At 70.0% G+C, this 26464-nt stretch carries 26 protein-coding genes and 1 tRNA gene; 10 read left to right on the top strand and 17 right to left on the bottom strand.

Annotated elements, in window-relative coordinates; all coding sequences use genetic code 11:
• Positions 1-43: 43 nt before the first annotated feature.
• Entirely contained in the window at positions 44-454 is a 411-nt protein-coding gene (locus tag ACFQW6_RS10385; RefSeq protein WP_378544201.1) for a trypsin-like serine protease, read from the bottom strand.
• A 19-nt stretch (positions 455-473) separates the two neighbouring features.
• Complete coding sequence (locus ACFQW6_RS10390; RefSeq protein ID WP_378544204.1) at positions 474-809, bottom strand: trypsin-like serine protease; 336 nt, start codon at positions 807-809, stop codon at positions 474-476.
• Positions 810-1280: 471 nt separating this feature from the next.
• Between ACFQW6_RS10390 and ACFQW6_RS10395 the strand changes: the two genes are divergently transcribed.
• Positions 1281-2168, top strand: a complete 888-nt coding sequence (locus ACFQW6_RS10395) for a hypothetical protein (RefSeq protein WP_378544207.1) — start codon at positions 1281-1283, stop codon at positions 2166-2168.
• Positions 2169-2189: 21 nt separating this feature from the next.
• On the opposite strand, the gene ACFQW6_RS10400 is transcribed toward ACFQW6_RS10395, so the two are convergent.
• Positions 2190-2330 (bottom strand): hypothetical protein, encoded by a 141-nt coding sequence (locus tag ACFQW6_RS10400; protein WP_378544210.1) that lies wholly within the window; start codon positions 2328-2330, stop codon positions 2190-2192.
• A 1335-nt stretch (positions 2331-3665) separates the two neighbouring features.
• On the opposite strand from ACFQW6_RS10400, the gene ACFQW6_RS10405 reads away from it, so the two are divergent.
• Together ACFQW6_RS10405 and ACFQW6_RS10410 are read left to right on the top strand one after the other, a co-directional pair.
• The gene (locus ACFQW6_RS10405; RefSeq protein WP_378544213.1) at positions 3666-4517 is read left to right on the top strand and encodes a trypsin-like serine protease; all 852 of its coding nucleotides are present in this window, start codon (positions 3666-3668) and stop codon (positions 4515-4517) included.
• Between the two features lie 1057 nt (positions 4518-5574).
• A complete protein-coding gene (locus tag ACFQW6_RS10410; protein WP_378544216.1) occupies positions 5575-7254 on the top strand; it encodes a recombinase family protein in 1680 nt (559 codons plus the stop codon).
• A 20-nt stretch (positions 7255-7274) separates the two neighbouring features.
• On the opposite strand, the gene ACFQW6_RS10415 is transcribed toward ACFQW6_RS10410, so the two are convergent.
• Both ACFQW6_RS10415 and ACFQW6_RS10420 read right to left on the bottom strand, forming a co-directional pair.
• Positions 7275-7598: a hypothetical protein gene (locus ACFQW6_RS10415; RefSeq protein WP_378544219.1), complete on the bottom strand. Its 324-nt coding sequence runs from the start codon at positions 7596-7598 to the stop codon at positions 7275-7277.
• A gap of 101 nt (positions 7599-7699) precedes the next feature.
• Positions 7700-10648: an AAA family ATPase gene (locus ACFQW6_RS10420; protein ID WP_378544222.1), complete on the bottom strand. Its 2949-nt coding sequence runs from the start codon at positions 10646-10648 to the stop codon at positions 7700-7702.
• Here ACFQW6_RS10420 and ACFQW6_RS10425 point away from each other — a divergent pair.
• The 3 genes from ACFQW6_RS10425 to ACFQW6_RS10435 all read left to right on the top strand — a co-directional run bounded on the left by ACFQW6_RS10425 (position 10581) and on the right by ACFQW6_RS10435 (position 12537).
• Complete coding sequence (locus ACFQW6_RS10425; protein WP_378547614.1) at positions 10581-10826, top strand: hypothetical protein; 246 nt, start codon at positions 10581-10583, stop codon at positions 10824-10826. The genes ACFQW6_RS10420 and ACFQW6_RS10425 overlap by 68 nt on opposite strands.
• Positions 10827-11065: 239 nt before the next feature.
• Positions 11066-11242 (top strand): hypothetical protein, encoded by a 177-nt coding sequence (locus ACFQW6_RS10430; protein ID WP_378544225.1) that lies wholly within the window; start codon positions 11066-11068, stop codon positions 11240-11242.
• Positions 11242-12537, top strand: a complete 1296-nt coding sequence (locus ACFQW6_RS10435; RefSeq protein WP_378544228.1) for a hypothetical protein — start codon at positions 11242-11244, stop codon at positions 12535-12537. The genes ACFQW6_RS10430 and ACFQW6_RS10435 overlap by 1 nt, the downstream gene beginning before the upstream one ends.
• An 84-nt stretch (positions 12538-12621) precedes the next feature.
• Here the strand turns inward: ACFQW6_RS10435 and xerC are convergent, their stop codons facing one another.
• The 9 genes from xerC to ACFQW6_RS10480 form a co-directional block, all read right to left on the bottom strand.
• Positions 12622-13881 (bottom strand): tyrosine recombinase XerC, encoded by a 1260-nt coding sequence (gene xerC / locus ACFQW6_RS10440; protein WP_378544231.1) that lies wholly within the window; start codon positions 13879-13881, stop codon positions 12622-12624.
• Positions 13878-14105: a helix-turn-helix transcriptional regulator gene (locus ACFQW6_RS10445; protein WP_378544234.1), complete on the bottom strand. Its 228-nt coding sequence runs from the start codon at positions 14103-14105 to the stop codon at positions 13878-13880. Before ACFQW6_RS10445 ends, xerC begins: the two co-directional genes overlap by 4 nt.
• Before the next feature lie 157 nt (positions 14106-14262).
• Positions 14263-14338, bottom strand: a tRNA-Ala gene (locus tag ACFQW6_RS10450).
• Between the two features lie 80 nt (positions 14339-14418).
• Positions 14419-15363 carry a hypothetical protein gene (locus ACFQW6_RS10455; protein WP_378544237.1) on the bottom strand — a complete coding sequence of 315 codons (945 nt, stop codon included), beginning with the start codon at positions 15361-15363 and terminating at the stop codon, positions 14419-14421.
• A gap of 60 nt (positions 15364-15423) precedes the next feature.
• On the bottom strand, positions 15424-16032 hold the full coding sequence (locus ACFQW6_RS10460; protein WP_378544240.1) for a GNAT family N-acetyltransferase: 609 nt from the start codon (positions 16030-16032) through the stop codon (positions 15424-15426).
• 160 nt (positions 16033-16192) lie between these two features.
• Complete coding sequence (locus ACFQW6_RS10465; protein WP_378544243.1) at positions 16193-16669, bottom strand: molybdenum cofactor biosynthesis protein B; 477 nt, start codon at positions 16667-16669, stop codon at positions 16193-16195.
• The gene (moaC, locus tag ACFQW6_RS10470) at positions 16666-17145 is read right to left on the bottom strand and encodes a cyclic pyranopterin monophosphate synthase MoaC (RefSeq protein ID WP_378544246.1); all 480 of its coding nucleotides are present in this window, start codon (positions 17143-17145) and stop codon (positions 16666-16668) included. Before moaC ends, ACFQW6_RS10465 begins: the two co-directional genes overlap by 4 nt.
• Positions 17145-18374, bottom strand: a complete 1230-nt coding sequence (glp, locus tag ACFQW6_RS10475; RefSeq protein WP_378544249.1) for a gephyrin-like molybdotransferase Glp — start codon at positions 18372-18374, stop codon at positions 17145-17147. Before glp ends, moaC begins: the two co-directional genes overlap by 1 nt.
• The gene (locus tag ACFQW6_RS10480; protein ID WP_378544252.1) at positions 18367-19782 is read right to left on the bottom strand and encodes a UTP--glucose-1-phosphate uridylyltransferase; all 1416 of its coding nucleotides are present in this window, start codon (positions 19780-19782) and stop codon (positions 18367-18369) included. Before ACFQW6_RS10480 ends, glp begins: the two co-directional genes overlap by 8 nt.
• 22 nt (positions 19783-19804) lie before the next feature.
• Between ACFQW6_RS10480 and ACFQW6_RS10485 the strand changes: the two genes are divergently transcribed.
• Positions 19805-20413, top strand: coding sequence for a 5-formyltetrahydrofolate cyclo-ligase (locus ACFQW6_RS10485; RefSeq protein ID WP_378544255.1), 609 nt, complete (start codon positions 19805-19807; stop codon positions 20411-20413).
• 66 nt (positions 20414-20479) lie between these two features.
• Here the strand turns inward: ACFQW6_RS10485 and ACFQW6_RS10490 are convergent, their stop codons facing one another.
• Complete coding sequence (locus ACFQW6_RS10490; protein WP_378544258.1) at positions 20480-23161, bottom strand: penicillin acylase family protein; 2682 nt, start codon at positions 23159-23161, stop codon at positions 20480-20482.
• A 104-nt stretch (positions 23162-23265) separates the two neighbouring features.
• Here ACFQW6_RS10490 and ACFQW6_RS10495 point away from each other — a divergent pair, with 104 nt between their 5' ends.
• The 3 genes from ACFQW6_RS10495 to ACFQW6_RS10505 all read left to right on the top strand — a co-directional run bounded on the left by ACFQW6_RS10495 (position 23266) and on the right by ACFQW6_RS10505 (position 24730).
• Positions 23266-23592 carry an FmdB family zinc ribbon protein gene (locus ACFQW6_RS10495; protein ID WP_378544260.1) on the top strand — a complete coding sequence of 109 codons (327 nt, stop codon included), beginning with the start codon at positions 23266-23268 and terminating at the stop codon, positions 23590-23592.
• Between the two features lie 94 nt (positions 23593-23686).
• Positions 23687-24319 carry a Flp pilus assembly protein CpaB gene (locus ACFQW6_RS10500; protein ID WP_378544262.1) on the top strand — a complete coding sequence of 211 codons (633 nt, stop codon included), beginning with the start codon at positions 23687-23689 and terminating at the stop codon, positions 24317-24319.
• Positions 24320-24379: 60 nt separating this feature from the next.
• Entirely contained in the window at positions 24380-24730 is a 351-nt protein-coding gene (locus ACFQW6_RS10505; protein ID WP_378544265.1) for an MscL family protein, read from the top strand.
• A gap of 24 nt (positions 24731-24754) precedes the next feature.
• Here ACFQW6_RS10505 and ACFQW6_RS10510 read toward each other — a convergent pair whose 3' ends face one another.
• Positions 24755-24994: a hypothetical protein gene (locus ACFQW6_RS10510; protein ID WP_378544268.1), complete on the bottom strand. Its 240-nt coding sequence runs from the start codon at positions 24992-24994 to the stop codon at positions 24755-24757.
• A 9-nt stretch (positions 24995-25003) separates the two neighbouring features.
• Positions 25004-26290: an LCP family protein gene (locus tag ACFQW6_RS10515; protein ID WP_378544271.1), complete on the bottom strand. Its 1287-nt coding sequence runs from the start codon at positions 26288-26290 to the stop codon at positions 25004-25006.
• Positions 26291-26464: the final 174 nt, after the last annotated feature.

Below are 26464 nucleotides of genomic sequence, written 5' to 3' on the forward strand. Positions count from 1 at the left end.
TGACGCGCGGGTGCGAGTCGACCGCGTCCTAGATTGAAGACGGTTAAGGCAGTGCGACGAACCCCGCTAGGAACACTCGTGCGGACTCGGTATCGAGGCGGTAGACCACGTTGGTGGACCGACACACCGCATCGCCGGTGATCGTGATCGCGGCAATGATGTCTGTCGTGCCAACGAAGTTGGGGCCGCCGGAGTCGCCGTAGCAGGTGCCACCGTTGCCGGTGTTGGCGTTCATGGAAATTCGGAGCCACGTCTTGTTGATCGCATTCAGCTCCCCGGTGGTCACCATCCGCCGATCGTCGTACAGATAGCGATGTCCACCAGGCTCGTTGGTCACCTCGTAGGCGCCGTACCCCACGGAGGTGAAGCGCTGGTCCTCGGAGAGGTCCGAGAGAGAGCCGGCTCCGGGCAGCAGCGCCGGGGTGATGCCCTTGACCGCCTTGTCGAGGACCACGACCGCGATGTCGTGGCTGTCACTCGAGCTTCCCCGGATAGAGCGGATCTGCCTCGAACGTGCCGTAGTAGACCTTGTCGCCGTGCTCGTAGTCGGAGTCGAAGGTCACCGCGACCTGTTCTCCATCGGTGCCGCAGTGCGCGGCGGTGAGGAAGACCGTCGGTGAGATGAGCGTTCCGGAACAGTAGAGCCAGGTCCCGTCGGAGTACTGCGTCGGAGACACCAAGCCGCCCACCGACGGGTGCCCGTTGCCGTCGAGCGTGCCGTTGGTGATCGCCGTCGCCGGCGAGCTCGCGAGCGAGCCGCCGAGGAGAAGGGCGAGAAGCGTGAGCAGGACGACGGCTGGACGGCGCATCTCAACTCCGAATTAGGTGGATGGGACTTCCACATTCGACCCTGGCCTGTGCCCCGTCAAGGGGTCCGAGGGGCCGCTCGACGGCGCCGTGTTCAGCATGAAGACAGGGGTGCCGCCTCTCCGGCGAGGCGGCAGGCGAGGCCCTCGAACGCGCACGCGAGACGTCGGGCGTCCTGCCTGGACTGGGATACGAGCTCAGGCCGTCCACGCAACGCTTCGGCTCATGCTCGTACTGGTGTGGCGACTGACCGTCCGCTCGAGGGATGATGCCGAGGGCAATGGGCATCGACCGCTCGACCACCTCATCGCGCTGGCCACGCAGATCGCGTACCCGGTGGCCCCCCTCCCGCGGACGGCAACCGGACTTGACCAGGTTTGACTGATTGTGGCGATGCCCCGGGGGCGGGTCCGACCTAGCGTCGAGAAGTCGTGCGACATCTCGGTCACACTCATCCCCCCTGTAGGAGTGTCATGTCTCGAACACCTCTCGTCGCGGCCGCCCTGGTCTCCATGGCCGCCCTCCTCGTCACGAGCCAGCCGTCATCGGCTGCCCCCGATCCCGCTCCGGTGAGCGGTGCGATCTTCACCTCCGACTCCAGCGGCGAGCCGGTCAACCTCAACCACTACGCCAGCAAGCGGGACGTCTACCTCAACGGCGGTCCCGGCATCAACGCACCCGACGACGCTGCAGGTCTGCCCGACGGCACCTACTACTTCCAGGTCACCGACCCGAGCGGCAGGACGCTCCTGTCCACGGACCCGATCGAGTGCCGCCAGTTCACCGTGGTCGGCGGCGTCATCCAGGACGCCACGGGCCCCTGTCCGCACGTGACCGGCGAGGACGGGGAGGACGGCGGCGCCACCGTACAGCTGTTCCCCTACGACGACACCCCCAACAACGGTGGCGTCTACAAGGTGTGGGTCACGCCGATCGGGTCCTACGACTGCACTGCCCAGGGCAACAAGCACTGCTTCGTGCCGAGGCAGAGCAAGACCGACAACTTCAAGGTCCTCGAGGACGCGACGGTCGAGATCGACGCCCGCTTCTGGAAGAACGGCGTCGCCCAGCTCGGCATGGCGGCCTACTGGACCGACACCAACGGCGCGTCCAACGTGAAGTACTCCGAGTACGCCCCCGAGCTGCTCGCCTTCCGCGAGGCGCACATCGAGGCCGTCGAGCCGGGCACCCACGTGGTGACGGTGGGCGACCAGGACGGGTGCACGATCAGCAAGGTGCGCGGCGCCCGCGGCGAGAACGTCCGACCCGGCAGGGACGGCCTCTACCGGGTGGCGGTCGACGTGGCGGTCTGGCGGGCCGGCGCCGACGTGACCTACCGCGTGGAGGTCACCTGCCGGTGACACGTGGCGGGCGGGGGTGTCTCACCCCCGCCCGTCGCACCTGAGCCGCTCGGCGACGGCCGCCGCAGCGGCGATCACCTGGGGTGCCACGACGTCCTCGTCGATGGCGCCGTCGAGCGTCACGACGCCGACACTGGCGCGCAGTCCGTCGACGCCCCGCACGGGGGCAGCGAGACCGCGGGCGCCGGTCTGCAGCTCCCCGCTCGTGACGGCGTACTCACCGACACAGCTGGGTCTTCGAAGCGACCTGCCATCGCCACCATGTGACGACCAAGGTGGCGCCTACAGGCAAGCCATACCGTGCGCCCGTTCGTGCCATCGCAACGTGCTGTACGTGCGGCGGCCGGCCGCGTAGCAAGAAAAGTGCCGGCCTCGCTCCGTAACACATCCCAGTTGCCACGACGCTTAAGGGTTTGAGTGACCGTGCACCACCTGAGTCCCAACCTCCCGGCTGAGAGACGGACCATCGGTGCCGCGATCTGCTCCGCCAGGAGGCAGCGGCGCGGCCAGACCTCCGAGGTCGCCGCTGTTGCCGCCGTGCGTCGGCGGCCAGCGGCCAGTCTCGCCAGCCCCCCAGGCCCGGCGAGACCTCGACCCCAACCCCACAGGGTCCGCTCACCCTAAGCACGGGCTGTTGTGGTGGCCAGCGTCGGCTATCAAATCCACCGCTGAGGGTGAGGTAGGGCCACTCGGGAGCGGCATAGGAATCAGTGGTCAATGAGGGTGAGCCCATGCCGGACGTGATGCTCCCGTTGTGGCCGTTTCTTCGCAACAGGCGGGCACGAGGCGGTCTGTTAGCCGTTCGTGAGCACCGCCCAACCAGCCCCCCAAGCGGCAGGGATCCTGCGAACGCAAGTCGAGCGTAGGCTCAAGGTTGGCCCCGGTCGCCTGTGTCCCCCGTTGGTGGCCGGGGACCTCTCGCGTCCTGACCCGCCGGAATAGGGGCCAGCTGGGGCCTGTTGATCACCGGGCGGCCCGAGGCTTGAGCCGCGCGGAGTTGACCATCAAGTCTCCAGTCGTCACGGTCCCGCCACCTATGCAGTTGTCCCCTGTTCGACTGCCAGACGCTGGAGCCTCCTAGCGAGCTCGGCCAGGACCTGCACCGAGGGTTGCTTGTCGGTCATCCATCGAATGTATGGGCCGCGCTCGTGGGTGTCAGCGGCTTCGGTGTATTTCTCGGACGGAATGGCACTTCATCAGGCGCGCCCACGTGGGCCCCCTGCCGGTATCCCGCCCCGCCGCTGGCATTGCGACCCGTCGACAGGCCGTGCGTCTGTGACCGTATGGCGGCCCGCGTGGAGAGCCCTCACTCTGCTTCAGACCCACCTCGCTTTCGGCCGCACGAGGCACGCGGGTCAGAGCCCCGACAAGGCCGCCCGCGTGCTCATCGTCGTAGCTGGGCTGGCGTCGTCCAACTAGGAGGTCTTGACCCACACACGGTCGAGTCCGAGCCTTGTGGCAGAGCGTTGCCCAAGCGCTCACTGACTGGGAGGTTCCATGCGTCGAACTCTGGCCGCTGCTGCGGCTGCCGCACTCACACTGGTTCTGGTACCCGGCCCGGCTGACGCCATCGTCGGCGGACAACCGGACGGCGACGCACATCCGTACGCCGGTCTGATCCTCGTCCCCGGCGAAGGCGTGTGCTCCGGCACGCTCATCGACGAGGACGTGGTCCTCACCGCAGGCCACTGCACTGACTTCTTCGACCAGGAGGGTTTCGAGACGGTCCTGGTGACGTTTGACCCCGAGGCCGCGGTCGACCCGGAGACCTGGCTGCCCATCGAGGGTGAGGGCACGTGGTACGAGGCCAGCAGCTGGGAGACCCACCCAGACTACGTCGAGGCCGATTGGCCGTTCACCTACGACTATGGCGTGATCCTCCTCGAGGACGACGTCGTGGGCATCGAGCCGGCGAACCTCCCGACGCCGGGCTTGATTGAGGAGCTGGTTGGAACCACTGGCCAGACCGGCTATCGGTTCCTCGACGTCGGATATGGCGTCAGCACCATCGAGCGCGGCGGAGGCACCCCGGTGTCGACGCTCGACTTCGTCCGCAAGGTCGCTGTCCAGCGTTTCCGACCCGGGCAGGGCTCCGTCGGCGCTCTTGACCCCTTGTGGTTCATCGTCGGGAACGTGCCGTCCTCCCAGCACGGCTCCGGCTGCGGTGGAGACTCAGGCTCGGCGATATTCCCCGACGCCGAGGGCGAGCTCGGTGACACGATCGTCGCGGTGCACACCGGCGGATACAACCTCGGGTTCGAGGGTGAGATCTGCGGTCGGATCACGTCCCTGAATCACCGGGTGGACGATCCCGACGTCTTGGCGTGGATCAGCCAGTTCATCGACTGAATGAGGGGCGGCCGGAGGAGTCTGCGCGAACGTTGCAACAACTCCGGCCGCCAGCCGCGCAGCGCCCCGAACGGATCAGCGTCACCCTGCTGCGACCACCTACGTGGCACGGGCAGGGCGCCAGGATCTCCGCGCGCCCAGACGTCGGCCGCGCACTGGCGTCACGTGGGTGTCGATCGGACGAGGAGGAGCACGGGAGCACGAGGTGGGACAGGTCATCGCCAACGCGTCGATGTCGCTGGACGGCTACATCCGAAGGACGACAACACGATCGCTCGGCTCTTCGACTGGTTGCAGAACGGAGCTGTGGAGGTACCCACCGCCACCGAGAGCATTATCCTCCGGTTGAGCCCGCCAAGCGCGGAGTACATGCGGCGGTGAATGGAGGGCCTTGGTGCGTTGGTGCGCGGGCGGACGATGCTGGTCGAACACTGGGCATGCCGCGGCGACTGGGACTGCTCGAACAGCTCCGTCCCAACGCGTCGTGAATCCGTCGTTCCCAGGAGCCACAGGAACGCTCCAATACTTAGCGGCACGTATGCCGTCGCCAACGGGATCTTCCTGGCAGCCGTCGTCGCGCACTACAGCAGCTGGCCTCGCACGTGGCGAGCCAGCCTTCCGCGGTTGACCGAGTGCGAAGGGCCTTTAAGGGCCGGTCATCGGCCCCTACAACCTGATCCTGCCGGCGTCCGCAGTCGCCGGGATCGCCGGACTCTGGGAGAACCGCAGCCAGTGGCGTTGGGGCGCTGCGACGGCGCTCGCCCTGGCGCCGGTGCTGCGGTGGGGGAAACGCCTAACGAGTACGCCAGGCTTCGGCGACCAGCAGAGGAGCGCCCCCGTGGTGGAACCGGCGGCTGGTACCGAAGACATGAACAGCTTCAGTAGCGTCATGAGCGGACAGACCGGTTCAAAGCGTGACTGGCGGCGATAAGACCGCACCGCCCGATTGGCACACATGGGCGGCCCCCGACCAGGCCACTTCTTCATGACCTGCACGCTTGCGGCATCGAGCGCTGAAGGCCTATGCGTTCTAGGCCCCGCGCGCCTACTGTGCGGCATGATCGAACGTGCCGTCTTGTATGCGCGGATCTCTGTAGCGACCGAACAGTCTGTGTCGGTGGCCCGCCAGCTCGCATCGGGCCGCAAGTACGCGGCTGCTCGAGGTTGGAAGGTTGTCGGGGAGTACGTGGACGAAGGGGTGTCCGCCACCTACAACAAGCCGGCCGAGCGCGCTGCCTGGCAAGCCCTCTTGGCCACGGAGACGCACTTCGAGGCGGTCGTCGTATGGAAGGTCGACCGGCTCGCGCGGCGAGTCATCGACTTCCTGCAAGCCGACGAGGTGTTGCAGGCGCGTGACGCGGCGATCGTTTGCGTGGATCAGAACATCGACATGACGACCGGCGAGGGCCGGGCCTTCGCGCAGATGCTGGCCGTATTCGGCGAGATGGAAGCCGCAGCAATGTCGTCTCGGCGACGCGCTGCCCGGGAGTACCTCATCTCGATCGGTCGCGCTGCCGGTGGTCGTCAGCCGTATGGATGGCAGCTAGTCCGGCACCCCGACGGCCCCGGCAAGGTGCGGGCGCAAGACCGGCAGCGCATCGAGTGGGTTCGCCAGATGGCGGAGCGTGCGCTAAGGGGTGACACCGTCTATGCCATCGCCAAGTGGCTGGACTCTGCTGGTGCACCTCTGCCGCGAGGCAGTAAAGCGAAACGGTGGTCCTACACCTCTGTCAACGCCATCCTGCGCAACCCGGCGCACGCTGGCATGACGGCGCACAACCCAGGATTCTGCGGCGCAGAACGCGGACCTGAAGTGTTGCGTGACAACAACGGCGCGGTGGTCATTTCAGACGACGCGATCCTCAGTCTCGACGACTTTGAACGACTCCAACACGTCATCACGCACAAAGAACACCACTCGGCCATCCCTCGAGCACGACAGCGCAGCACCTCCCCGATCATCGCCCGGATCGCCACCTGCGCCACCTGTAGCGCCCGGCTGAACCGCTACGGGTCCGGGCGAGCCTTCTGCCTCAGGTGCCGGCTCTGCGGTCAGACCATCGCCTATGTCGCCCTCGCCGCCTACCTCGTGCAGAGGTTGCTGCAGGACCGCGGATCCCTGCCTATGCACCGCCGCACATGGATGGTCCCGGGCGACCAATTGGCCTCGCGCAAGTTGGCCGAGATCGATCGGCAACTCACGGCGGTCGCGCTAGCCCTCACCCACGACGACGCCGATGCCGGCGCGCTCGGCAAGGAACTCATCCGGCTCAAACAGGACCGGAAGCGAGCGCGGAGCGGAAGCGGTAAGACGTCCGCTCAGGTCCTAGTCGACCTCGGGAGGACCTTGAGCGAGGTGTGGGAGCTGTGCAGCACCGACGAGCAGCGCCGGGAGATTCTCGTCAGCCAGATTAAGTCGCTCGTCATCGCCAAAAGCACACACCACCAAGGCGGCGTCATGGACCCGGGCCGGATCAGCCTCGCCTGGCACGATGACGGCCGCCAGACCATCGCGCCTGCCGGGACCTCGCTAGACGCCATGCACGCCCTCACCTACGACCCGATCGCACCATGGATGTCACAGCTCGACGCCGCGGCCTACGTTGGCTGCCCCATCAAGACGATCAGAAAGGCCTCCGAGAACGGCCGCATCGCACGCAGAGACGTCGGCCACCGCTTGCCGTCGCTCTCTAGGGCCTCAGTTGAGCGGTTCGCCCTGTCGTGGCAGCCCGACTAACGCAGCGAGCGGCCCCACGCCTAGCGGGGGTTGGCGCCGCCGGCTGCGCGCTTGTAGCCAAAGGCCTCGAGGCAGGAAGCCACCGCGAACTTGATCGTGTCCCACGCGAGGACAAGGACGAGCAGGTTCAACCAGCCCGGCGCGCCAGTGGAGATTGCCAACGTCAGAACTCGAAACGCCATGAGCAACAAGAGCGCCAGCACAGCGAGAGTTGCGCCTCCCCTACAGCTCGGCCCCGCTCGGCGGACGCGTGTGATCAGCACGTTCGACGGGGCGACCGCCTTCAGGATTCGTTGCACGAACGCGACCGCCGCGATGACCGGTGTCGCAAGCAGGATGAGCATCGGGACCTCCCGTGGAATGGTGGACACCACCGTCACAGGCCAGGCCGCCGCCGGCTCGACGAATGGACCTCTACCTGTGGAAACCGGATCACTGGGCAGACCTACGGGATTGAGATGGCATTTGCAGTTGTCGCGACTGTGTGATCCGTCCCGGACCCGGCCGCCAGGCGTTGTGCCTCCCGGGCGGCCCACTGCGCCCGCCGCCGGTCGGCCTGCTGTGCGTCGTGCGCGGCTCCTCCGCCCCCGACGGGCAGATCAGACTCGATCTTGTAGCGGTCGCGGTACGCCGCGACTGTGGCTGCGGCGAGCATCCAGGACGTCCAGTCCTTCGGATCCGACGGCGGACTCCCAAGTCGGCGGGCCCAGGATGCGCCTGCGTCGACAGCTGCCGTCGCGAGTGCGAGAGCCCGGGCCTCGATGAGCTCGGTGCGTTCGTCGATCGCCTGGCGATCCTCGGCGGACATCTCCCCCAACGGCTGGGGGATGAGGCCGGCGATCAGGCGCGGGCGCAGCCGGCAGCCCTGGGGCCGGAAGGCGGCTGACTGCTCGATCCGGTACCGCAGCACCGCGGCGATGTCGGCAGCATCGTCCAGCGCGTGCTGGGCGACCAGGCGAGGTACCACGTGCTCGAGGTCGAGGTGGTACGCCTCAGCTCGACGGAGGGACGCGGTGAGCGGGCCAAACACGCTCGACTGGACGACCGCTTCGTTCTGCTCAAGCGTGAGACCGGACCGCCGTAGGAGGTCCACGAACCGGTCTCGTTGGGCGTCTGCCGCCAAGGTTTCGAGCTCAGCCGCGAGGCGATCGATGCCGCCGTGGGTTGTGTACTCGGCCTCCATCGTCTGGTGTGCGGACATGCTTGCTCCGCTGTGCTGGAGCACTCCGAAGAGGACGGTGCGGGCTGTGACGTCGCCGGGCTCGGGAGTCGAGTGGCTGTCGTCGGGCTGGTCGAGAGCCACGTAGGCGATGTTCGACTCGCGGCCTCGGGTCATGGACACGTAGAGGTTCTCCCTGGCCGTCGAGGGTGTGACGACGACGTGGGCGGTGTCGACGGTGATGCCCTGGGCCCGATGTGCGGTGACGGCGTAGCCGAGGTCGACGTACTCGGCGACGTACTCAGCTGACAGGACGGTCTTGTCCCGGCGTCGTGGATCGAGCCGGTCCGCGAGCATCGAGCCGTCGCGGCGGATGTCGACCACCCGCCAGCGGTCACCGTTCTTGACCCAGCCGCCACGTGCGGTTCGCAGGGTGCGCTCGTTGCGCCGGGTGATGACGACATCTCCGATCGAGGCACTGTGGCCGGCGGCCAGCGGGACCTCTCGACCATCGAGGGCGCCGTCGACCACCAGCCGTTCGGCGCGTGCCCGCTCGTTCAGTTTCCGAACGGCGCGTGATGACTCGGTCACGAGGATGCTGGCCTTGCCGGCGCTGCAGTCCGCCCGCCACGACTCGTAAGCCCGATCGAGCATCTCGTCGGTCAGTCCCTCGCGGATTCGCTTCTGGCGGATGTAGGTCGAGATGACCTCGACCTCGCCCCGACGAAGGGCGAGGGAGGCGTGTTTCTCCCAGTCGTTCACGAACCGATGGATGTCGGTCAGTTCCGGGGCGTCGGTGCGGCGGTCGACCAGGAGCGCGAAGGCGCCCCCGGCTTCGACGGATTGGAGCTGGTACGGGTCACCGACGAGCAGTACCTTCGCCCCGGCACCTTCAGCGATGCCAGTGATCCGGTCGAGTGTGGTCGTTCCCGCGAGTGTGGCCTCGTCGATGATTACCAGTTGCCCGGAGCGCAGGTCCGTCCGTCCATGGTCAAACTCATGCAGCCACTTCGCCGTGTTGTCACAGGCGACGCCCAGGTCGTCGGCCAGGGCCTGGGCGGCTGTCGCGGACGGCGCCAGACCGATCACACTCCCCTGCCCGTGCTCGACGATCCATGCGGAACGAAGGGCGCGCATCGTTGTCGTCTTGCCGGCGCCCGCGGGGCCAACGAGCAGGTCCAGGTTCCGCCCGGACGAGGTGACGCTCTCGAGTGCGGTCCGCTGTTGAGTGCTGAGTCGACCGTTCGAATGCCTCACCACTCGCGCCAGCGTGCGCACGGTCGGTGCGGTCGTGGCTTCCGAGCGGCCCAGGAGGCGTGCTTCTGCCTCGACGATCGTCGTGGAGGAGTACTTGGCTGCGTGCCGCGGTCGGAAGAGGCTCGTGCCGTCCTCGCGCTGGAAGCGAAGGGGGCTGGTCGCGAGCTCCGGTGCCGTCAGCGCCACCGACTGACGCTGCGCTGCGTCGACCACCATGGCGACGACCGCCTCGCGGTCCGCGGTCGTTGCGAAGCGGAGGTCCATCGTCTGCTTCGACGCCTCGGCCATGAGGTTCCAGTGGGTCCACACAGCCGTCTTCACCTCAACGGAGGCCACGACGTCGGCGGCGAGCGCCTCGATCGCCGCCAGAGGAACGTCGTCGACGGTGAGCGGTGCCCCACCAGCACCAAGCAGCGTTGCTGCCCACGCGGTCGCATCCACACCCAGTCGCTCGGATGCGCGGCGTCGCCACTCGGCCGTCAGGTCCACGAGCGACCGGACCTCCTTGGGTGGGCGGGTCGCCAGGGTCGCCTGGGCGCGCAGCTCCACGATGACCTTGGGCGACGGCATCCGACCGTGCCGTGCGACGTACCCGGCGATGAGCTCATCCTTCTTGAGCTCGATCTCGCGGGTCCGGCTCGAGAACTCTGCGATGAGCTCATCGCTGATGCCGGCGATCTCCCATTGCGGGTTGCGGTCGGCGCCGCGTTGGCGGAGCTCCCATTCGACGCCGATGCCTCGACTGAGTCGGTCGGCCAGCAGGGCGTTGTAGTGCGCTGACAGTCCCGTGACGCAAGCGAACACCGGGCGGCCGTCGAGGCTGCGCCACCGACCGTCCATCACGGTCAGCGCCTTGTTGGACACCACGACGATGAGCTGCCACGACGAGACCGCACCACCATCCGCGCCGATGGCCTGGCTACGCGACTTCGCCGACGCTCGCACCCGGCTACGTGACTGGGTGGCTACTTGCGGCACCCGCCTCGACCGTGACCGTCCGACCCGACGGACGCCCTGGCCCGGAGAGTCGGAGGGCGAGTCGGACCGCGAAGTCGCGATCACTGATCGCGAGCGCGACTTCGACGAGTTCGTCCGCCACGACCTGCTGCGCAGGCGACGCGTGCGTTCGTTCCAGGATGAGCCGGGCACGTCGTGATCCGGACCGCCGCGATAGGCACCGACGCACCCGGGACGTCCACAAGCCGCCCCGGTGCCTCGACCGCACTCGACACAGGTACAGCAGTCTCGCTTTCAACCCAGACAGCGGAGGTGCCGATGCACGGAGGAGCCGCGCCAGCGATGGCTAACGCGCGTGCGGCGCTGGGCTCGCTTGCCGATCAAGCATCGAGTGTTCATGCCGCCTCCGACTACGAGCGCGTGTTGCTGACTCTCGATGTGTACACAGGGGACACCTCGCCGAGCTCGTCGCAAGGCGTCGTCGACGATCCGCGCACCGCGGTCACCGCAGCACGACGTTCCCTGCTCGCTCTCGCGGGCGGCCAGCTGACGTCGCTCCAGGTCGAGGTCCTGCTGGCCATGCTCGACGACGCCCTCGCGGGCGACCTCGGCTGATGTACGGCGAATCCGGCAGCGCACTCCGCCGGGAGATGACGGACCTGCTACGGCTGCATCGTGTGCAGCGCAGGTTCGGTGCCGCCGACCACGTGGCCGGCCAGGTCCTCCTCGTTCGGCAGTACCGGGAGAACGTGCTCGCGTGGTGCGGCAACGCACTGCAGCTCGCGATCCCCATGTCCTTCACGAACCTCCCGCCACGAAACCCCAACCCGTTCGAGCCGTGCGGCAACCGAAGTGCCGCCCGAGATCTCGCTCGAGCGCTCGCACACGCACGGGACTCGTCGAGCGTCACCCCGGCAGCCCTGGACCAGCTCACCAGCCGTCACGAGAACTACCTCGTGGAGCACTGGCGACAGGTCGCCCGCGCGGCTGCGCTGGCCGAAGGCGACCTCGACCAGATGGGTCAGATCATCACGACCTCGCAGGCGGCGGGCATCGTGAGCGACGTCTCCGCCATCACGCAGGCTCTTGTCGTGCTCGACCGGCGCTACCGCCGAGTCTCAGGCTGGACACACCTGGAGCACGGGGCGAGTCTTGGCTGGGCGGCCTTGGCGGCGGCCCTCGACGTCAATCTGACGGTGCCCGACCACAGCCTCGACACCGCCGGTTGGCAGCCACGCGTCAGACCGATGCGGGGGCGTGTGCCGGCCGGGCTGCTCGGCGTCCTGCAGGCGGAGCACAACGTGTTGGCCGGGCTGGATCACTTTCCTCACGCGCTCCGCCTTCGGCTCGTCGTCGATTCCCAGCGAGTGCTCTCGGCTCGCCTGTCACCGCTCGCCCGGCGCACCGAGCCGGCCCAGGTCCAGTTCTGGGACGAGCGAGCTGGCACCTATGAGGCGATCCAGCGGCACCTGCGAAACATCGGCGGCATCAGCGGTGGCGGCGGACGAGCTGCGAGCGAGGCAGCCAACGTGGTCGTGCGCCTCAGAGCTATCGACGGGAGCACGGTGATCGAGCCGCGGACGCTGGCCGGATTCCGGATGCTCGCGGAGCGGATCGATGACCGGATCGCGGCAGTGGTCGAGGAGGGATTCGAGCGTGGCGACTTCGTGGAGCGGGTCAAGCTGCCCCGGCTCGATGCCACCTCCGGGAAACTCGTGCACCCCGTCCGCGCGCGATACCGGCCGGTTCTGAATGCGGACGCGCACCCCCTCGTGCAGACCGTCCGTCAGCGGCTGAGCGACCGACGATCGGTTTGTCCATCCGGGCCGGACGCTTCTCGGGTCGAGCTGCACGCGGAGCTGGCTCACCGGAGTAGCGACGCCGGCTCCCCAAGCATGCTGCAGCTCTAGCCGGAGGATCCGAGGCAGGGCTGGACGACTCTCTGGACCTCGGCCGCCAGGTCTGGCCGCGGCGCCCGAACCGCCGCGAATGCCTCACACCACGTCGGAATCGCTATCGACCGCTACGAGGATCTCCTCTTCCCCGACCGCCGCCGGCAGCCCCAGCAAGGTCCCATCGGGGCTGACCGGGCGCAGCGTTCGCTCCAGTTGAGCAGCTGGCATCAGGTCGACCGTCTGATCGCGTTCGATGTAGTGGCCCTCAGTGATCGCCGTCGAGGTGTGGCCGAGGAACGCCGCGGCAGCGTCGCTGCCCAGACCGCGGGCGACCACCGTCGCGCCGGTTCGCCGGTACCAGCGCAGGCTGATCCCGGAGTCCGCCAGACCGGCACCGACCAGGAACTCCCGGAAGGTGCGCCGGACGTTGTAGGGACTGAGCGGCCCGCCGGTTCGGTTCGCAAAGATTGTTCTCTCCGGCGGAACGCCGTCCAGTCGGCGTCGCAGCACCGCGGCAGCGAACCCCGGTACGGGGATCCGTCGGATCGACGCATCGGTCTTGGGCCGCCCCTGGCGGACGGCGCCTTTGCCCTTGTGCTGCACCACGGTTCCGGTCACCGCGACGACCATGCCGGTCGTCATGTCCTCGACATCGCACGGTCGCAGCGCCAGCACCTCACCAGGGCGCATGGCCGTCCCGAGCAGGACCTCGATGATGTCCCGGACCTGGCCGTCGGGTTTGGGCCCGGGTTGGCCCGGGTCCGTGCGCCAAGTGGCCGCGGCCTCGCGGATGGCAGCGATCTGCGTCAGTGTGAGTGCCTGAGGCTGGTTCTTCGGCGTGCGGAGAGGCGAGGTCCCTTCGACGGGATTGCGGGAGATGGCGTCGTGGCGCAACGCGAACCCGAAGAGCAGGTTGAGCATGGTGCGCGAGCGCTGCGCCCTCGAGGACGAGACCGCCGCCTGGGATGTGAGGAACCGATCCACCCGGCCCGTGGTGACTTCGCCGAGGGTGAAGTGCTCGAACGCCGGCAGCACGTGCAATCGCACCTGGTCCCGATAGCTCTCCTTGGTCCCGTCGGCCAGGTCGCGCAGGTCGAGGTCGGCCAGCCACAGTTCGGCGAGGTGACCGAACGGACTGGCCAGGCTGAGCTGTCCGCCGCTGCCGAGTCCGCCTCGGCCCAGTAGGCGCTCCTTGAGCAAGGCCCTGGCGGCCGAGGCCGAGCCGGCCGTGGCGGTCACCTTGCGCAGTCGACCGTCGAGGTCGCGGAATCTTGTCTCGGCGACGCAGCGATCTGCCCTGCGCATCACGTAGACGGCGCCATACGTGCCGATCGCGGTGCGCGGTCGCCCACCGCTCATGGCCAAGCCGCCTGTGGATGCCGGGCGGCGTCGGCCGCTTCCATGCGCGCGAGCCAGGCATCGATCTCGCTGACACGGAAGCGGAGCTCGCGGCCGACGCGGAATCCGCGCGGGCCGCGGCCCTGACTACGCAGGTCGTAGATCGTCTGGACGGTGACGCCGAGGCGGGCGGCCAGCTCGGACAGGGACAGGACGGTGTCGAGTGTTTCGGTGGTGGTCTCCATGCCCGAGAGGTGGGCGAGGCCGTCCGAACCGGGTCGAGCGTGCCCGAGAACGGGCCCTCGCGGAGCGAGGAACGGCGATGAAGTGCCGAGTTTGTGCCGAGTAGGCATCGGGTCCTCCTGAGTGAGGATCCCGGACACCTGCCCTGGCCAGCATTTTTGGTGGAGCTGAGGGGATTCGAACCCCTGACCTTCTCATTGCGAACGAGACGCGCTACCAACTGCGCCACAGCCCCATGCGCCCGAAGGCGCGACGCCAAGATACACGAGCGGTTCGACGCCCACCCAATCGCCCTCGCGTCCGGCGGAGTCGTCCTCAGGCGCCGCTGGCGCGGCGGGTCTCGCCGGCCTCGCGTGCCGCCTTGGCGGACTGCTCGGCCGAGCGGGCGATGGCGGAGTCGCCGTCGTGGTGGCCGCTCGACCAGACGCCGGTGGAGTCGAGGTCGATCGTAGAGACCGTACGCCGCTGGGCGGCCGGCTTGCTGACGTAGGTCGGCAGCGTGGTCGGCACCATGTCCCAGCCGCCGACGACCTGGACCTCGCCGGTGACCACGGCCGGGGCGTCGGCCGCGGGCGAGGCCGTCGCGGGCTCCGCGGGGGCGTCGGGCACGCGCGGCTGGGGCGGGGTCACCGTGATCTCGCCGGTGAGGTCGGAGTCGTCGCGCTCCTCCTCGACGACCGGCGGCACGCCGATCTCGATGGCGGAGCGGAGTGCACGCTGGCGGCGCTCGGCGCGCACCGAGAGCCGGCATGCCACCAGCCAGGCGACGAGGACGGCCACCGGCGCGGCGACCCACGGCCAGGCGACGACGTTCGCGACAGCGAGTCCGACCACGGCGGCGTTGGTGAGCAGGACGAGGGCGAGGACGTTGCGGCGGCGCTTCGCGGCCCGGCGGGCGGCCGCCCGCTCGGCGACCGGCGACAGAGGACGCGACGCGTGGCTCGACGGCGTACGGGCCGTGGAGACGGTGGCGGTGACCTCGCGGGTCACCTCCGTGGTGACCGACGCCGCGACGACCTCGGGCTCTGCGTGGGCCTTCGTCTCGACCGGCGGGCGCAGCGCGGCGCGGATCGGCGAGACCACCAGGCGCGCGTTGCGGCGGTCGACGGGCTCGCGTCGGGCGAGGACGCGCATCGTGTGGGAGAACTTCTCGACGGAACGGCTGCGGACGACCTCGTCGTGGTGCTTGAGGGCCTTGGGGATCAGGTAGACGGCCCACGCCACGGCAAGGGCGACGAAGATGAGAGCGCTCAGGTCCACGCTCGAAGCGTAGGAGCGGGGAGCGTGAGCGGGGCGGATGTCAAGTGGTGTGTCGCAGAACTACTGCTGTGACTGGTGTGCCTCGAGCCGCGCGACCACACCCTCAGGGGCCTCCTCGGCGGTGACCGCGAAGATCCGGTGGTCGCGCCAGGCTCCGTCGATGTGCAGGAAGCGCGGGGCATAGCCCACCTGCTCGAGACCGAGCTTCTCCACCACGCGCAGGGAGTTGGTGTTCTCGGGACGGACGCAGATCTCGACGCGGTGCAGCCCGACCGGGCCGAGGCAGTGGTCGATCACCAGGCCCACCGCGCGGGGCGCGACCCCGCGCCCGGCGACCTCGGCGGCGACCCAGTAGCCGATCGAGCCCCACTGCGCCGAGCCGCGCGCGATGTTGCTCACCGTGACCTGACCGGCGAAGCGGCCGCCGACCTCGATGACGAAGGGCAGGCACAGCCCGAGCTTGGCCTGGTGCAGGAGGGAACGGGTGACCACCTTGTACGACGACGGGCGCGGCGCGGCACCCGGCGGCACGGTCGCGTCCCACGGTCGCAGCCAGTCGTGGTTGCGGGCACGCACGGCCTGCCACTCGTCGGCGTCGGACCTGCGCAGAGCGCGGACGACCACGCCCTGCGACTCCAACCGGGCGGGCCACCCGGGAGCCGCGTTCACCTCGAGACTCCGATCGACGCCGTCGCGAGCGGCGCCAGACGGGTGTGGTGGCAAGGCGGCGGGCCAAAGGCCGGCCGGAGGCCCGTCGAGTGCGCGCCAACGCAGCCAACGCGCCCGAATGGCGGCGCGCAGCAGGCGAGAGATCGGAGGCTCGAGGTGGTCAGTGGTCGCTCCCGACGACCTGTTCCACCGCGTGGCGGACGACCGGCTCGAGGACGCCGAGGCCGTCCTTCACCCCGCCGCGGGAGCCGGGGAGGTTGACGACCAGGCAGTGACCGGCGATCCCGGCGAGGCCGCGCGAGAGCATCGCCGTCGGCACGCCCTTGGCCACGCCGGCCGCGCGGATCGCCTCGGCGATGCCGGGCACCTCACGGTCGAGGATCGGCGCCGTCGCCTCCGGCGTGCGGTCGGTGGGCGTGAGCCCGGTGCCACCCGTCGTGAGGACCAGCCGGGCACCCGCCGCGACGGCTGCGGCGATCGCCTCGCGCACGGGGTCGCCGTCCGGAACGACGGCGGGGTCGCCGCACTCGAACCCCTGCTCCCGCAGCCAGCCGGCGATCAGCGGCCCGGTCTCGTCGGCGTACGTCCCGGCCGCGGCGCGGTTGGACGCGACGACCACCGCCGCGTGGAGGCTCATCGCTGCCACTCCCCCGAGCGACCGCCGCTCTTGCTCTCGACGCGGACGTCGGTGATGGTCGCGGCCTTGTCGACCGCCTTGACCATGTCGACGACGGTCAGCGCGGCCACCGAGACGGCGGTCAGCGCCTCCATCTCGACGCCCGTGCGGTCGGTGGTGCGGACGGTCGCCGTGATGTCGACGGACTCGTCGGTGACCTCGAGGTCGACGGTCACGCCGGAGATCGCGAGCGGGTGGCACAGCGGGATCAACGCGGGCGTCTGCTTGGCGCCCATGATCCCGGCGATGCGGGCCACCGCCAGCGCGTCGCCCTTGGGCACGCCCTCGCCGCGCAGCAGCTCGATGACGGCCGGACTGACGAGCACGCGGCCGGTGGCGGACGCCGTACGGGTCGTGACGGGCTTGTCCCCGACGTCGACCATCCGGGCGGCGCCGTGCTCGTCCACGTGCGTGAGTCGTCCCTGCGGGTCACCCATCAGAACTCCTCGTCGAGCTTGCGGATGGCGACCATCTCGCCCGCCGCGATCGCGGCCGTGTCGGCCGGTACCTCGATGAGGCAGTTGGCGGCCGCCAGGTCCCCGATGAGGTGCGAGCCGTGGCCGCCGACGGGCGAGACGAAGGTGCCGCCGCGGTCGGTCTCGTAGTGGCCGCGGACGAGCTGCACCTTGCCCTCCGGCGACGACAGGCCGTGGGTGAGCCGGGCGCGCCCCGCGGGCCGGACGTAGGGAAGCTTGCCCATCATCCGGCGGATGGCGGGCAGCACGAACATCTCGAAGGAGACGTAGGACGAGACCGGGTTGCCGGGAAGGGTGAAGACCGGGGTGTCGTCCTCGCCTACGGTGCCGAAGCCCTGCGGCTTGCCGGGCTGCATGCCGACGCCGCCGAACCACATCGACCCGTGGTGCGACAACGACTCCTTGACGACGTCGAAGTCGCCCTCGCTCACCCCGCCGCTCGTGACGACGATGTCGGCCCGGACGAGCTGGTCGCTCAGCGCCTCGGAGAAGGCGTGTGTCTCGTCGGGAACGATGCCGACGCGGTAGGCGATCGCACCGGCGGCGCGGGCGGCGGCGGCCAGGAGGTAGGAGTTGCCGTCGTAGATCGAGTCGCGGCCCAGCGGCGTACCGGGGTCGCGGAGCTCGGAGCCGGTGGAGATGACGACGACGCGCGGGCGGGGCCGGGTGCGAACGGTCGCGCGACCGACGGCGGCGAGCATGCCGAGGTGGCGCGGCCCGAGGACCGTGCCCTCCTCCAGCAGCATGTCGCCCTCGGTGATGTCGTCGCCGGTCGGCCGGATGTGCTGGCCGGGCGTGGCGGCGCGACCGATGCGCACGCTGGCGACGCCGCGGTCGGTCCACTCGTAAGGCACCACCGTCGTCGCACCGGCCGGCACCGGGGCGCCGGTCATGATCTTCACCGCGGTGCCCGGCGACAGCGCCAGGATCGAGGACTGGCCGGCACCGATCTCGCCGACGACGGGGAGGATGACCGGGGTGTCCTCGCTCGCGCCGGCCACGTCCTCGGCGACCACGGCGTAGCCGTCCATCGCGGAGTTGTCGAAGCTCGGCAGCGAGATCGGTGCGACCACGTCCTCCGCCAGGGCCAGCCCGAGGGCCTCCATCAGGGGCTGCGGGAAGGCCGGCAGCGGGGAGACCGTCGCGAGGATGCGCTCGACGTAGTCGGCAACCGGCAGCAGGTCAGCCATCGGCGTCCTGGGCCGGGTCCTGCTCGCTCAGCACGGTGCCGCCCTCGATGCGCTGCGCGGACGAGGCCCCCAGCGCGACGTCGCCGACGACGCGCACGCCCTTGCCGAAGGTCCAGTCGCCCTCGACGGTGAACGACTCGGCCTCCCGCAGCGACGGGGCGCCCTCGGGGAAGCGCTTGTCGAAGTCGCCGACCAGCTTGTAGAAGTGGCCGTCCAGCGACACGAACGGCACCTCGTCGCCGGCCTGGTCGAGGACGAAGTCGCGGCCGAGGTCGTAGACGTCGGAGCGCAGCACGAGCAGGTCGTCGGTCGTCTTCACCGGGACGAAGCGGTCGCGGCCGACCTCGATGGTCAGCGCGCCCTCGAACACCTCGATCGCGGCGCCCATCGCCGTCTCGATCTGGATGACCTCCGGCGTCGAGCTGTCGGCCGGGTCGAGGTGCTTGACGTTCTTGATGAGCGGCAGCCCGAGGATGCCGCCACGGGCGTCGAGCGCGTCGACCATCGCCTGCAGGTCGAACCACAGGTTGTTGGTCGAGCAGTACTTGTGGCGGTTGAGGTCGGCCAGCGCGTCCCTGTCGGCGTCGAGCGTCTGCGCGGACTCGCGCAGCACGATCCGGCCGTCGGCCTTCCGGCGCGCGAAGTGACCGCCCTTGCGGTCCGAGGGCGTACGCCGCACGGCCTCGATGGCGAACGGCGCACCGCTCTGGGCGAACCAGCCGGCCACCCGCGCGTCGGGCACCGCGCCGAGGTTGTCGGAGTTGGAGACGAAGACGTAGCGGTAGCCGGCGTCGAGCAGCCGCGCCAGCAGGCCGGTGCCGCGCAGCGCGGTGTAGATGTCGCCGTGGCCGGGCGGGCACCACTCGAGGTCGGGCTGCTTCGGGTACGCCGCGGGCATCAGGTCCGCGGCGAGGAGCTTGGGCTCCTTGTTCTGCAGGAACTCCAGCGGCAGGCCCTCGACCGGGAGGTCCTCGTAGCGAGCCAGCGCGGCCATGGTGTCGGCCGAGGTGCGGAAGGAGTTCATGAACAGCAGCGGCAGCGTGGCGTCGTACTCCTTGCGGAGGTGCAGCACCTGCCGGGCGATGATGTCGAGGAAGCTCAGGCCGCGGCGCACGCACAGCAGCGACTTCGCGCGCTCCATGCCCATCGACGTGCCGAGCCCGCCGTTGAGCTTGATGACCGCGGTCTGGCGGACGGCCTCCGCGGCGACGGCCTCGTCGACCTCGACGTCGGCCAGCGACTCCATGTCGAGGGGCTCGATCGAGCTCTCGGCGATCATGCCGGTCTCCCCGTGCTCGAGGAGCCGGTAGTAGTGCGCGAACGTGTCGATCGCGACGTCGTCCACGCCGGCCTGGCGCATCTTCTCGCGCGCGAGCGCGAGGCCCTGCGGGTTGCCCTTGCTTGCCATGCTTCGATCGTAGGCTGCCGGTGTGGGACCGGGACACTCGGCGGCCAAGACCGCACTGCGCGACCAGGTGCTGGCTGCCCGGAAGCGGCGCCCGCTCGAGGCCGCCGCGGGGTTCGCGGCGTCCGTCGCCGACGTGGCGCTCGCGTGGGAACCGGTCCGGTCCGCCGCCACCGTCGCGGCGTACGTCTCGGTCGGCAGCGAGCCCGGCACCGGCCTCCTGCTCGACGCGCTCGCGGCAGCCGGCAAGCGCGTGCTGCTGCCGGTCGTGCTGCCGGGGCTCGACCTCGACTGGGCCGTCTACACCGGTCGTGAGGGCCTCGCGCCCGCGGTGCGCGGCCTCCTCGAGCCGACCGCGCCACGCCTCGGACGCGAGGCGATCGCGCAGGCCGACGTCGTCCTCGTGCCGGGCACCGGGGTCTCGCTGTCCGGCGCGCGGCTCGGCCAGGGCGGCGGGTGCTACGACCGTGCCCTGCCCCGCGTCTCCCCCGGCACCCCCGTCGCCGTGGTGCTGTACGACGACGAGGTCGGGCTCGCCGTGCCCGCCGAGCCCCACGACGTGCGGGTCGGCTTCGCGCTGACGTCGCGCGGGGTGAGGGTGCTCGGGCCGGCGGGATCCCCGGATATCCGGTGAACCTCCCACTTGTCGGCCGAAACTTCGGCCGACAAGTGTGAACATCCCCGGATATCCGGGGATCGCTCAGTCGGCGGGCGTGAGCACCAACCGGTCCTCGGCGGCGGCCTCCACGGCCTCGCGGGTGTAGGCCCAGGGCAACGTCTCCCCGTCGACGTAGAGCTCCGTCTGGTCGGAGTAGTGCGACGACGTCGGGTGCCCGGAGACGCCGGTGAGGTTGATCCACCGCGAGTCGTCCCAGTCGGCGAGCGAGACGACCATCCGCATCGACGGCGCGGCCGTGACCTCGAAGCCCTCGACGGCGTCCCACGACGTGGCGTCGACGATGGACGAACCGCCGCCCACCTGCCAGCCGTCCCGGTTGAAGAGGCGCTCGACAGGCGCGACGCCCGAGTCGCCGAGCGTGGCGTTGCGGAGGTTCATGCGGTGCAGGCGCCCCCACTCCCACAGGCGCGGGTCGCGGGACTGGCGGCGGGTCATCTCGTCGCGGGCGTCGATGAGCGAGGCCCGCAGGATGTCGTCACGGGTCTCCACCGTGTCGTCGGTGCGCACGTCGTCCCACCACGGGCCGGCGGGCTCGGACAGCATCTGGGTGACCACGCGGAACCACCGGTCGCCGCCGTCGGGCCAGGTGCGCTGTCGCAGCTCGTCGTGGAAGGTCTTCTCGAGGATCGTGCGCCACACGACGTTGAAGTAGGCCGCGGCCGGGCTGTCGACCGGCGAGGTGAAGTCCCAGTCGCGCAGCAGGTTCTGGGCGTTGCGGTAGTAGGGGGACGGCAGCGCCTCGACGTCGAGGAGGTAGGGCACGAGCGTCTCCGCCATCGGGTTGGTGGAGTCGAGCTGGAGCCCGGCCATCTCCGAGACGGACAGCTCGCCCTCGCTCTCGAGCACCTCGCGGATGCGCGTCGAGCGGTATCCGTAGTCCCAGTCCTTCGTCAGGAGGTAGGGGTAGCGCTCGTCGATGACGGCCTGGTTGGCCGTCACGATGAAGCCCTCCTCCGGGTCCAGAACGCTGGGCAGGCCGTCGAAGGGGATGTACTCACCGGTCCAGTCGTTGGCGCTCACCCAGCCCTCCATGGGCATGGTGCCGTCGTTGCCGGCCCGGCGGATCGGAATCCGGCCGGGCGACTGGTAGCCGATGTGGCCCTCCCGGTCGGCGTAGACGAGGTTCTGCGCAGGCACGGAGAAGTCGGCAGCGGCCGCCCGGAACGAGTCCCAGTCCGAGGCGCGGTTGAGGGCGAGGATCGCGTCGGCGGTCGGCGCCGGCTCGAGGGCGGTCCACGCCAGCGCGACGGCGTACCCGCTCCCCCGCTCGCCCGGCTCGTCGGTGGGTGCGTTGGCGCCCACGGTCGCGAACTCCGTCGAGACGTCGCTGATCAGCGGCCCGTGGACCGTCTCGCGCACGCGCAGCTCGACGTCGTTCTCGCCGCGCACCTTGATCGTCTCGGTGCGCACCTCCATCGCCTCGGTCGCGCCGTCGCGGACGTAGCGGTCGTCGCCCTCGGTCTGCTCGAGGAAGAGGTCGGTGACGTCGGGGCCGAGGTTGGTCATGCCCCAGGCGATGTCGGCGTTGTGGCCGATGACGACGCCGGGCACCCCGGAGAACGTGAAGCCCGACGTGTCGAGCGTGCAGTCGGCCGTCCGAGCCCGGCAGTGCAGGCCCATCTGCATCCAGATGCCCGGCTGGCTGATGCCGAGGTGCGGGTCGTTGGCCAGGATCGGCTTGCCGGTCGCACTGTGGTCCCCGTCGACGACCCACGAGTTGCTGCCGATCCCGCGGCCCTTGCCGACGAGCTCGGGCATCGCGTCGAGCCGGTCGCGCACCCGCTCGAGGGCGGCGACGACGCCCGGGGCGTACGCCGGCCGGCGGGGGTTGCGGGTCGCGTTGCCCGACGCGTTCTGCTCGAAGACGCCGTCGACGACCCCGCCGCCGCTGACGATCGGCCGGTGCTCGTCGAAGGGGTAGGCGGGCCACAGCGCGGCGATCTCGTCCTCGGTGCGGTCGAGCGAGAGCAGCACCCGGTCGACCTCGGCGTCCATGTTGCCGCGCAGGTCCCACGCCATGGCCTTGAGCCAGGCGAGGGAGTCGACCGGGTCCCACTCCGCCGGGGAGTAGTCGAGGCCGGTGAGCCCCAGCACGCTGTACTCCGCCGCCAGCTGTGACGGACTGCGGTCGGCGATGTAGGCGTTGACCCCGGCGGCGTACGACGTCAGCGCCTCGCGCGTCGCCGGCTCCAGCAGCGCCCACTCGCGCTCGGCGACCCGTCGCCAGCCCATCGTGCGGATGAAGCGGTCGGTCTCGAGAGTGTCGGAGCCGAAGATCTCCGAGAGTCGACCCGCCGTCACGTGGCGGCGGAAGTCCATCTCGAAGAAGCGTTCCTGCGCGTGCACGAAGCCCTGCGCGAACATCAGGTCGGCGTCGGTGTCGGCGTAGACCTGCGGGATGCCGTGCTCGTCGCGGACGACCTCGACGCTCGCCGACAGGCCGGGGACCTCGATCTCGCCATCCGTCTGCGGCAGCGGGCGGCGTACGACGACCACGGCCACCGCGGCGAGCACGACGAGCAGCACCACGAGGGCCAGCGCCGTCCAGGCCGTCCAGCGCACCGCGCGGGGCGCGCGCTTGAAGGCCTGCCAGCGCGAGCCGCGGGCGGGCCCGGCGGTCTGCCTGGTCGTGGTGGTGGAGGAGGACCCGGAGTCGAGGCCGGAGTCGGAGGTGGAGTCGGGGGTGTCGGCAGGCTCGGTCATCGCTCGACCATTGTGCCGTACCATTGGCAGTCGAAGGGCTCGAGTGCCAACGCGTCGCGCCGGCCCGGCCGATCCCGCACCACCGTCGCTGCCAGAGGACCCACATGCCGACCTACCAGTACGCCTGCACCGAGTGCGGCCACTCCTTCGAGCAGTTCCAGAGCTTCAGCGAGGACGCCCTGACCGTCTGCCCCCAGTGCGACGGCCGGCTGCGCAAGCTCTACAACGCCGTGGGCGTGGTGTTCAAGGGCTCGGGCTTCTACCGCACCGACAGCCGCTCGGACTCCGGTTCCTCCACGCCGGCGTCCTCGTCCACCGGCGCCGGCGCCTCGTCGTCCTCGACCCCGTCGACCAGCTCGCCGAGCTCGTCCAGCTCCTCGTCGAGCGCGACGACCTCGTCCTCCAGCTCGTCGTCCAGCTCGTCCGACTGACCCCCCGCTGGTCGAGGAGGTCGCGCAGCGACCGCCACGAGACCCCTGTGGAGAGGCCGAGCGGACGTCGGTCGCCCCGGCCTAGCGTCGGTGCATGTTCCCGGGACTCCCGCCGGCCAGGCGCCGGCTGCGCGCCGTACGACACCAGCTGCGCCGCCGCCGCCGACTGATCGCCGCCTCGCTCACCGCCGTCGCCGTCCTCGGCGCGCTGCGCTCCCTCGCGCCGCCGCCGGCCGAGACCGTCGAGGTGCTGGTCGCCGCGCGCGACCTGCCCTCCGGGTCGCTCCTGGCCGACGACGACCTCGTCCCCCGCGACTGGCCGGCCGACCTCGTCCCGGGACGGGCCGCGGCCGCACCGACCGGGCGCGTGCTGGCCGCCCCGATCGGCCGCGGCGAGGTCGTCACCGACGTACGTCTGGTCGGGCCGGGCCTGGCGCTCGCCCAGCCCGGGCAGACGATCGTGCCGGTCCGGCTGCCCGACGCCGGCATGGCCGCCCTGCTGCGCGCCGGCGACGAGGTCGACCTGCTCGCCACCGATCCGGGCACCGGCGAGGCGTCCCTCGTGGCGCGTGACGTCACCGTCCTCGCCACGCCGACGGGCGTGCCCGACGGGCCCGCGGGCGGGTCGGGCGGTGCGCTGGTCGTGGTCGGGGCGAGCGCCGAGGAGGCGGTGACGATCGCCGGCGCGTCGCTGACGCAGTACCTGACGGTGTCGTGGAACCGCTAGCGTGAGGCGCTGTCACTCGTTTCGCGGCCCCTCGGGGGCCACTCCAGAGGGAGCACCAGCATGAGCGGTTTCAAGGCATTCGTCCTCAAGGGCAACCTGATCGAGATCGCCACCGGTCTGATCATGGCCCTCGCCTTCGCAGCGGTCGTCACCACGTTCACCGCGTGGCTCACCGGCCTGCTGCCCAACAGCGACGACTTCTTCAGCGACGAGACCGGCAGCTTCGGCGCCTTCCTCAACGCCCTGATCGCGTTCCTCATCATGGGCGCGGTCGTCTACTTCTTCATCGTGATGCCCTACACCAAGGCCCGCGAGCGCTTCTTCCCCACCGAGGAAGCCGGTGCGGCGCCCGACGTCGCCCTCCTCGAGGAGATCCGCGACCTGCTCCGCGCCCGCGGCGGAGCCGTCTGACCCTCGTCCGCCAGGACCGTCAGGTCAGCCGTGGTGGGGCGGCACCTGGTCGCGGTACCAGTCGTCGCCCTTGCCCGAGCGGTCCTCCCGGGGGTCGCGGTCGTCGCTCGTCTGGTCGGGACCGCCGTCGCCGAACACCGCCGCCAGCCGGCGGCGGCGCTCCCACTCGGACTCTGGCCGGGCGGGGGACGCAGGCTCGGCAGGCGACGAATCTGGCTCGACGTCGGGCTCGGCGTCCGGCTCGACGGGGGTGTCAGGATCCACTGGAACGCCTCAGGCGCAGATGCCCGGGACGGGCTCCGCCTCGGGGGTCGCGGGCGCCTCGGGAGTGGCGGTCTCGCTGGGCGACGCGGTCTCGGAGGGGGTCTCGGACGGAGTCTCCGAGGGGGTCTCGGAGGGGGTCTCGGACGGGGTCTCGGAGGGGGTCTCGCCGTCGGCGCTCGGCGACGGCGTCTCGGAGGATCCGGGTGGTCCCTCGGCGCTCACCGAGTTGCCACCCAGCAGCCGCGGCGGGATCACCTTGTCCTCGTTGATCAGCTTCCAGATCTGCTCGGCCTCCGGCGTCCAGTAGACCTTGCCCCAGAACTCGGAGTCGCGCGGGTAGTACTCGGTCGGCAGCGTGACGAACTGGACCTTGTCGAGGCCGATGTTCTGCAGCTGCATCGCCACCTTGCCCAGGCGGGTGACGGAGGCGAACTCCTCGTCGGTGGTCAGCGACTTGGTGGCGGCGTCGAGGAACTTCACGACCTTGTCGAGGCGGGTCAGCGTGCCGGTCGACTGCACCTCGCGGACGAGGGCGCCGATGAACTCCTGCTGACGCCGGATCCTGGAGATGTCGTTCTGCTGGAGCTGCTCGCCCACGTAGCGGGCGCGGACGTAGTCGAGGGCCTCGTCCCCCGAGAGGACCGACGGGTCGCCCTTCGGGACGAAGATCTGGTGCTCGCGGTCGACGATGTCCTCGGGCACGCAGACCGGGACGCCGCCGACGGCGTCGACCATGTCGCCGAAGCTGGCGAAGTCCACGACGATGAAGTGGTCGACGAAGATGTCGGTGTTGTACTCGAGCTGGTCGAGGGTGCAGACCGGGCCACCCACGCCGTAGGCGGCGTTCCACATCACGTCCGTCTCGGCGGCCGACTCGCCGGCGTTGCACTCGGGCCGGTCGATGATCGAGTCGCGCGGGATCGAGACGGCGTACGCCCGGCTGCGGTCGGCGGACAGGTGCACGAGGATGGTGGTGTCGGAGCCGCCCCCGCCCTCCTTGTCGATGTCGCAGCCCTCGCAGTCACGGGAGTCGGAGCCCATCACCAGGATGTTGAGCGGCTCGCCGTTGCCGGTGTAGACCTTCTCGGGGCGCTCGTCGTCGCCGAGCGCGTCGAGGGAGATGCCCTCGATGTTGCCGTTGAGGTGGCGGATGAAGTAGACGGTGCCGAGCCCGGTGATGAGTGCCAGCACGAGCGCGCTGATCAGGACCACCCGGCCGACGGTGTGCTTGCGGGCCACCTTCCCGCGGCGTTTGGGTGCGCCGTCGGACGGCTCAGGGCGCGGCTCGTCCGACACGGGCTCACCTTCGTTGGGGTGGGGAGGGGCTGACCGGACTGAACCTACTTCACCGCGGCAAGATTTCCCCTCCCGCCGAGCACCCGCGACGCCGCGCAGACGCCCTGCTGATGCCGGACGGCGTACGACGGCGTGGCAGGATGCTTCCCGCCGCGCCACCTCGGGTGCCGCAGC

The organism is Nocardioides sp. GCM10028917, from assembly GCF_042666175.1.
GTDB lineage: Bacteria > Actinomycetota > Actinomycetes > Propionibacteriales > Nocardioidaceae > Nocardioides.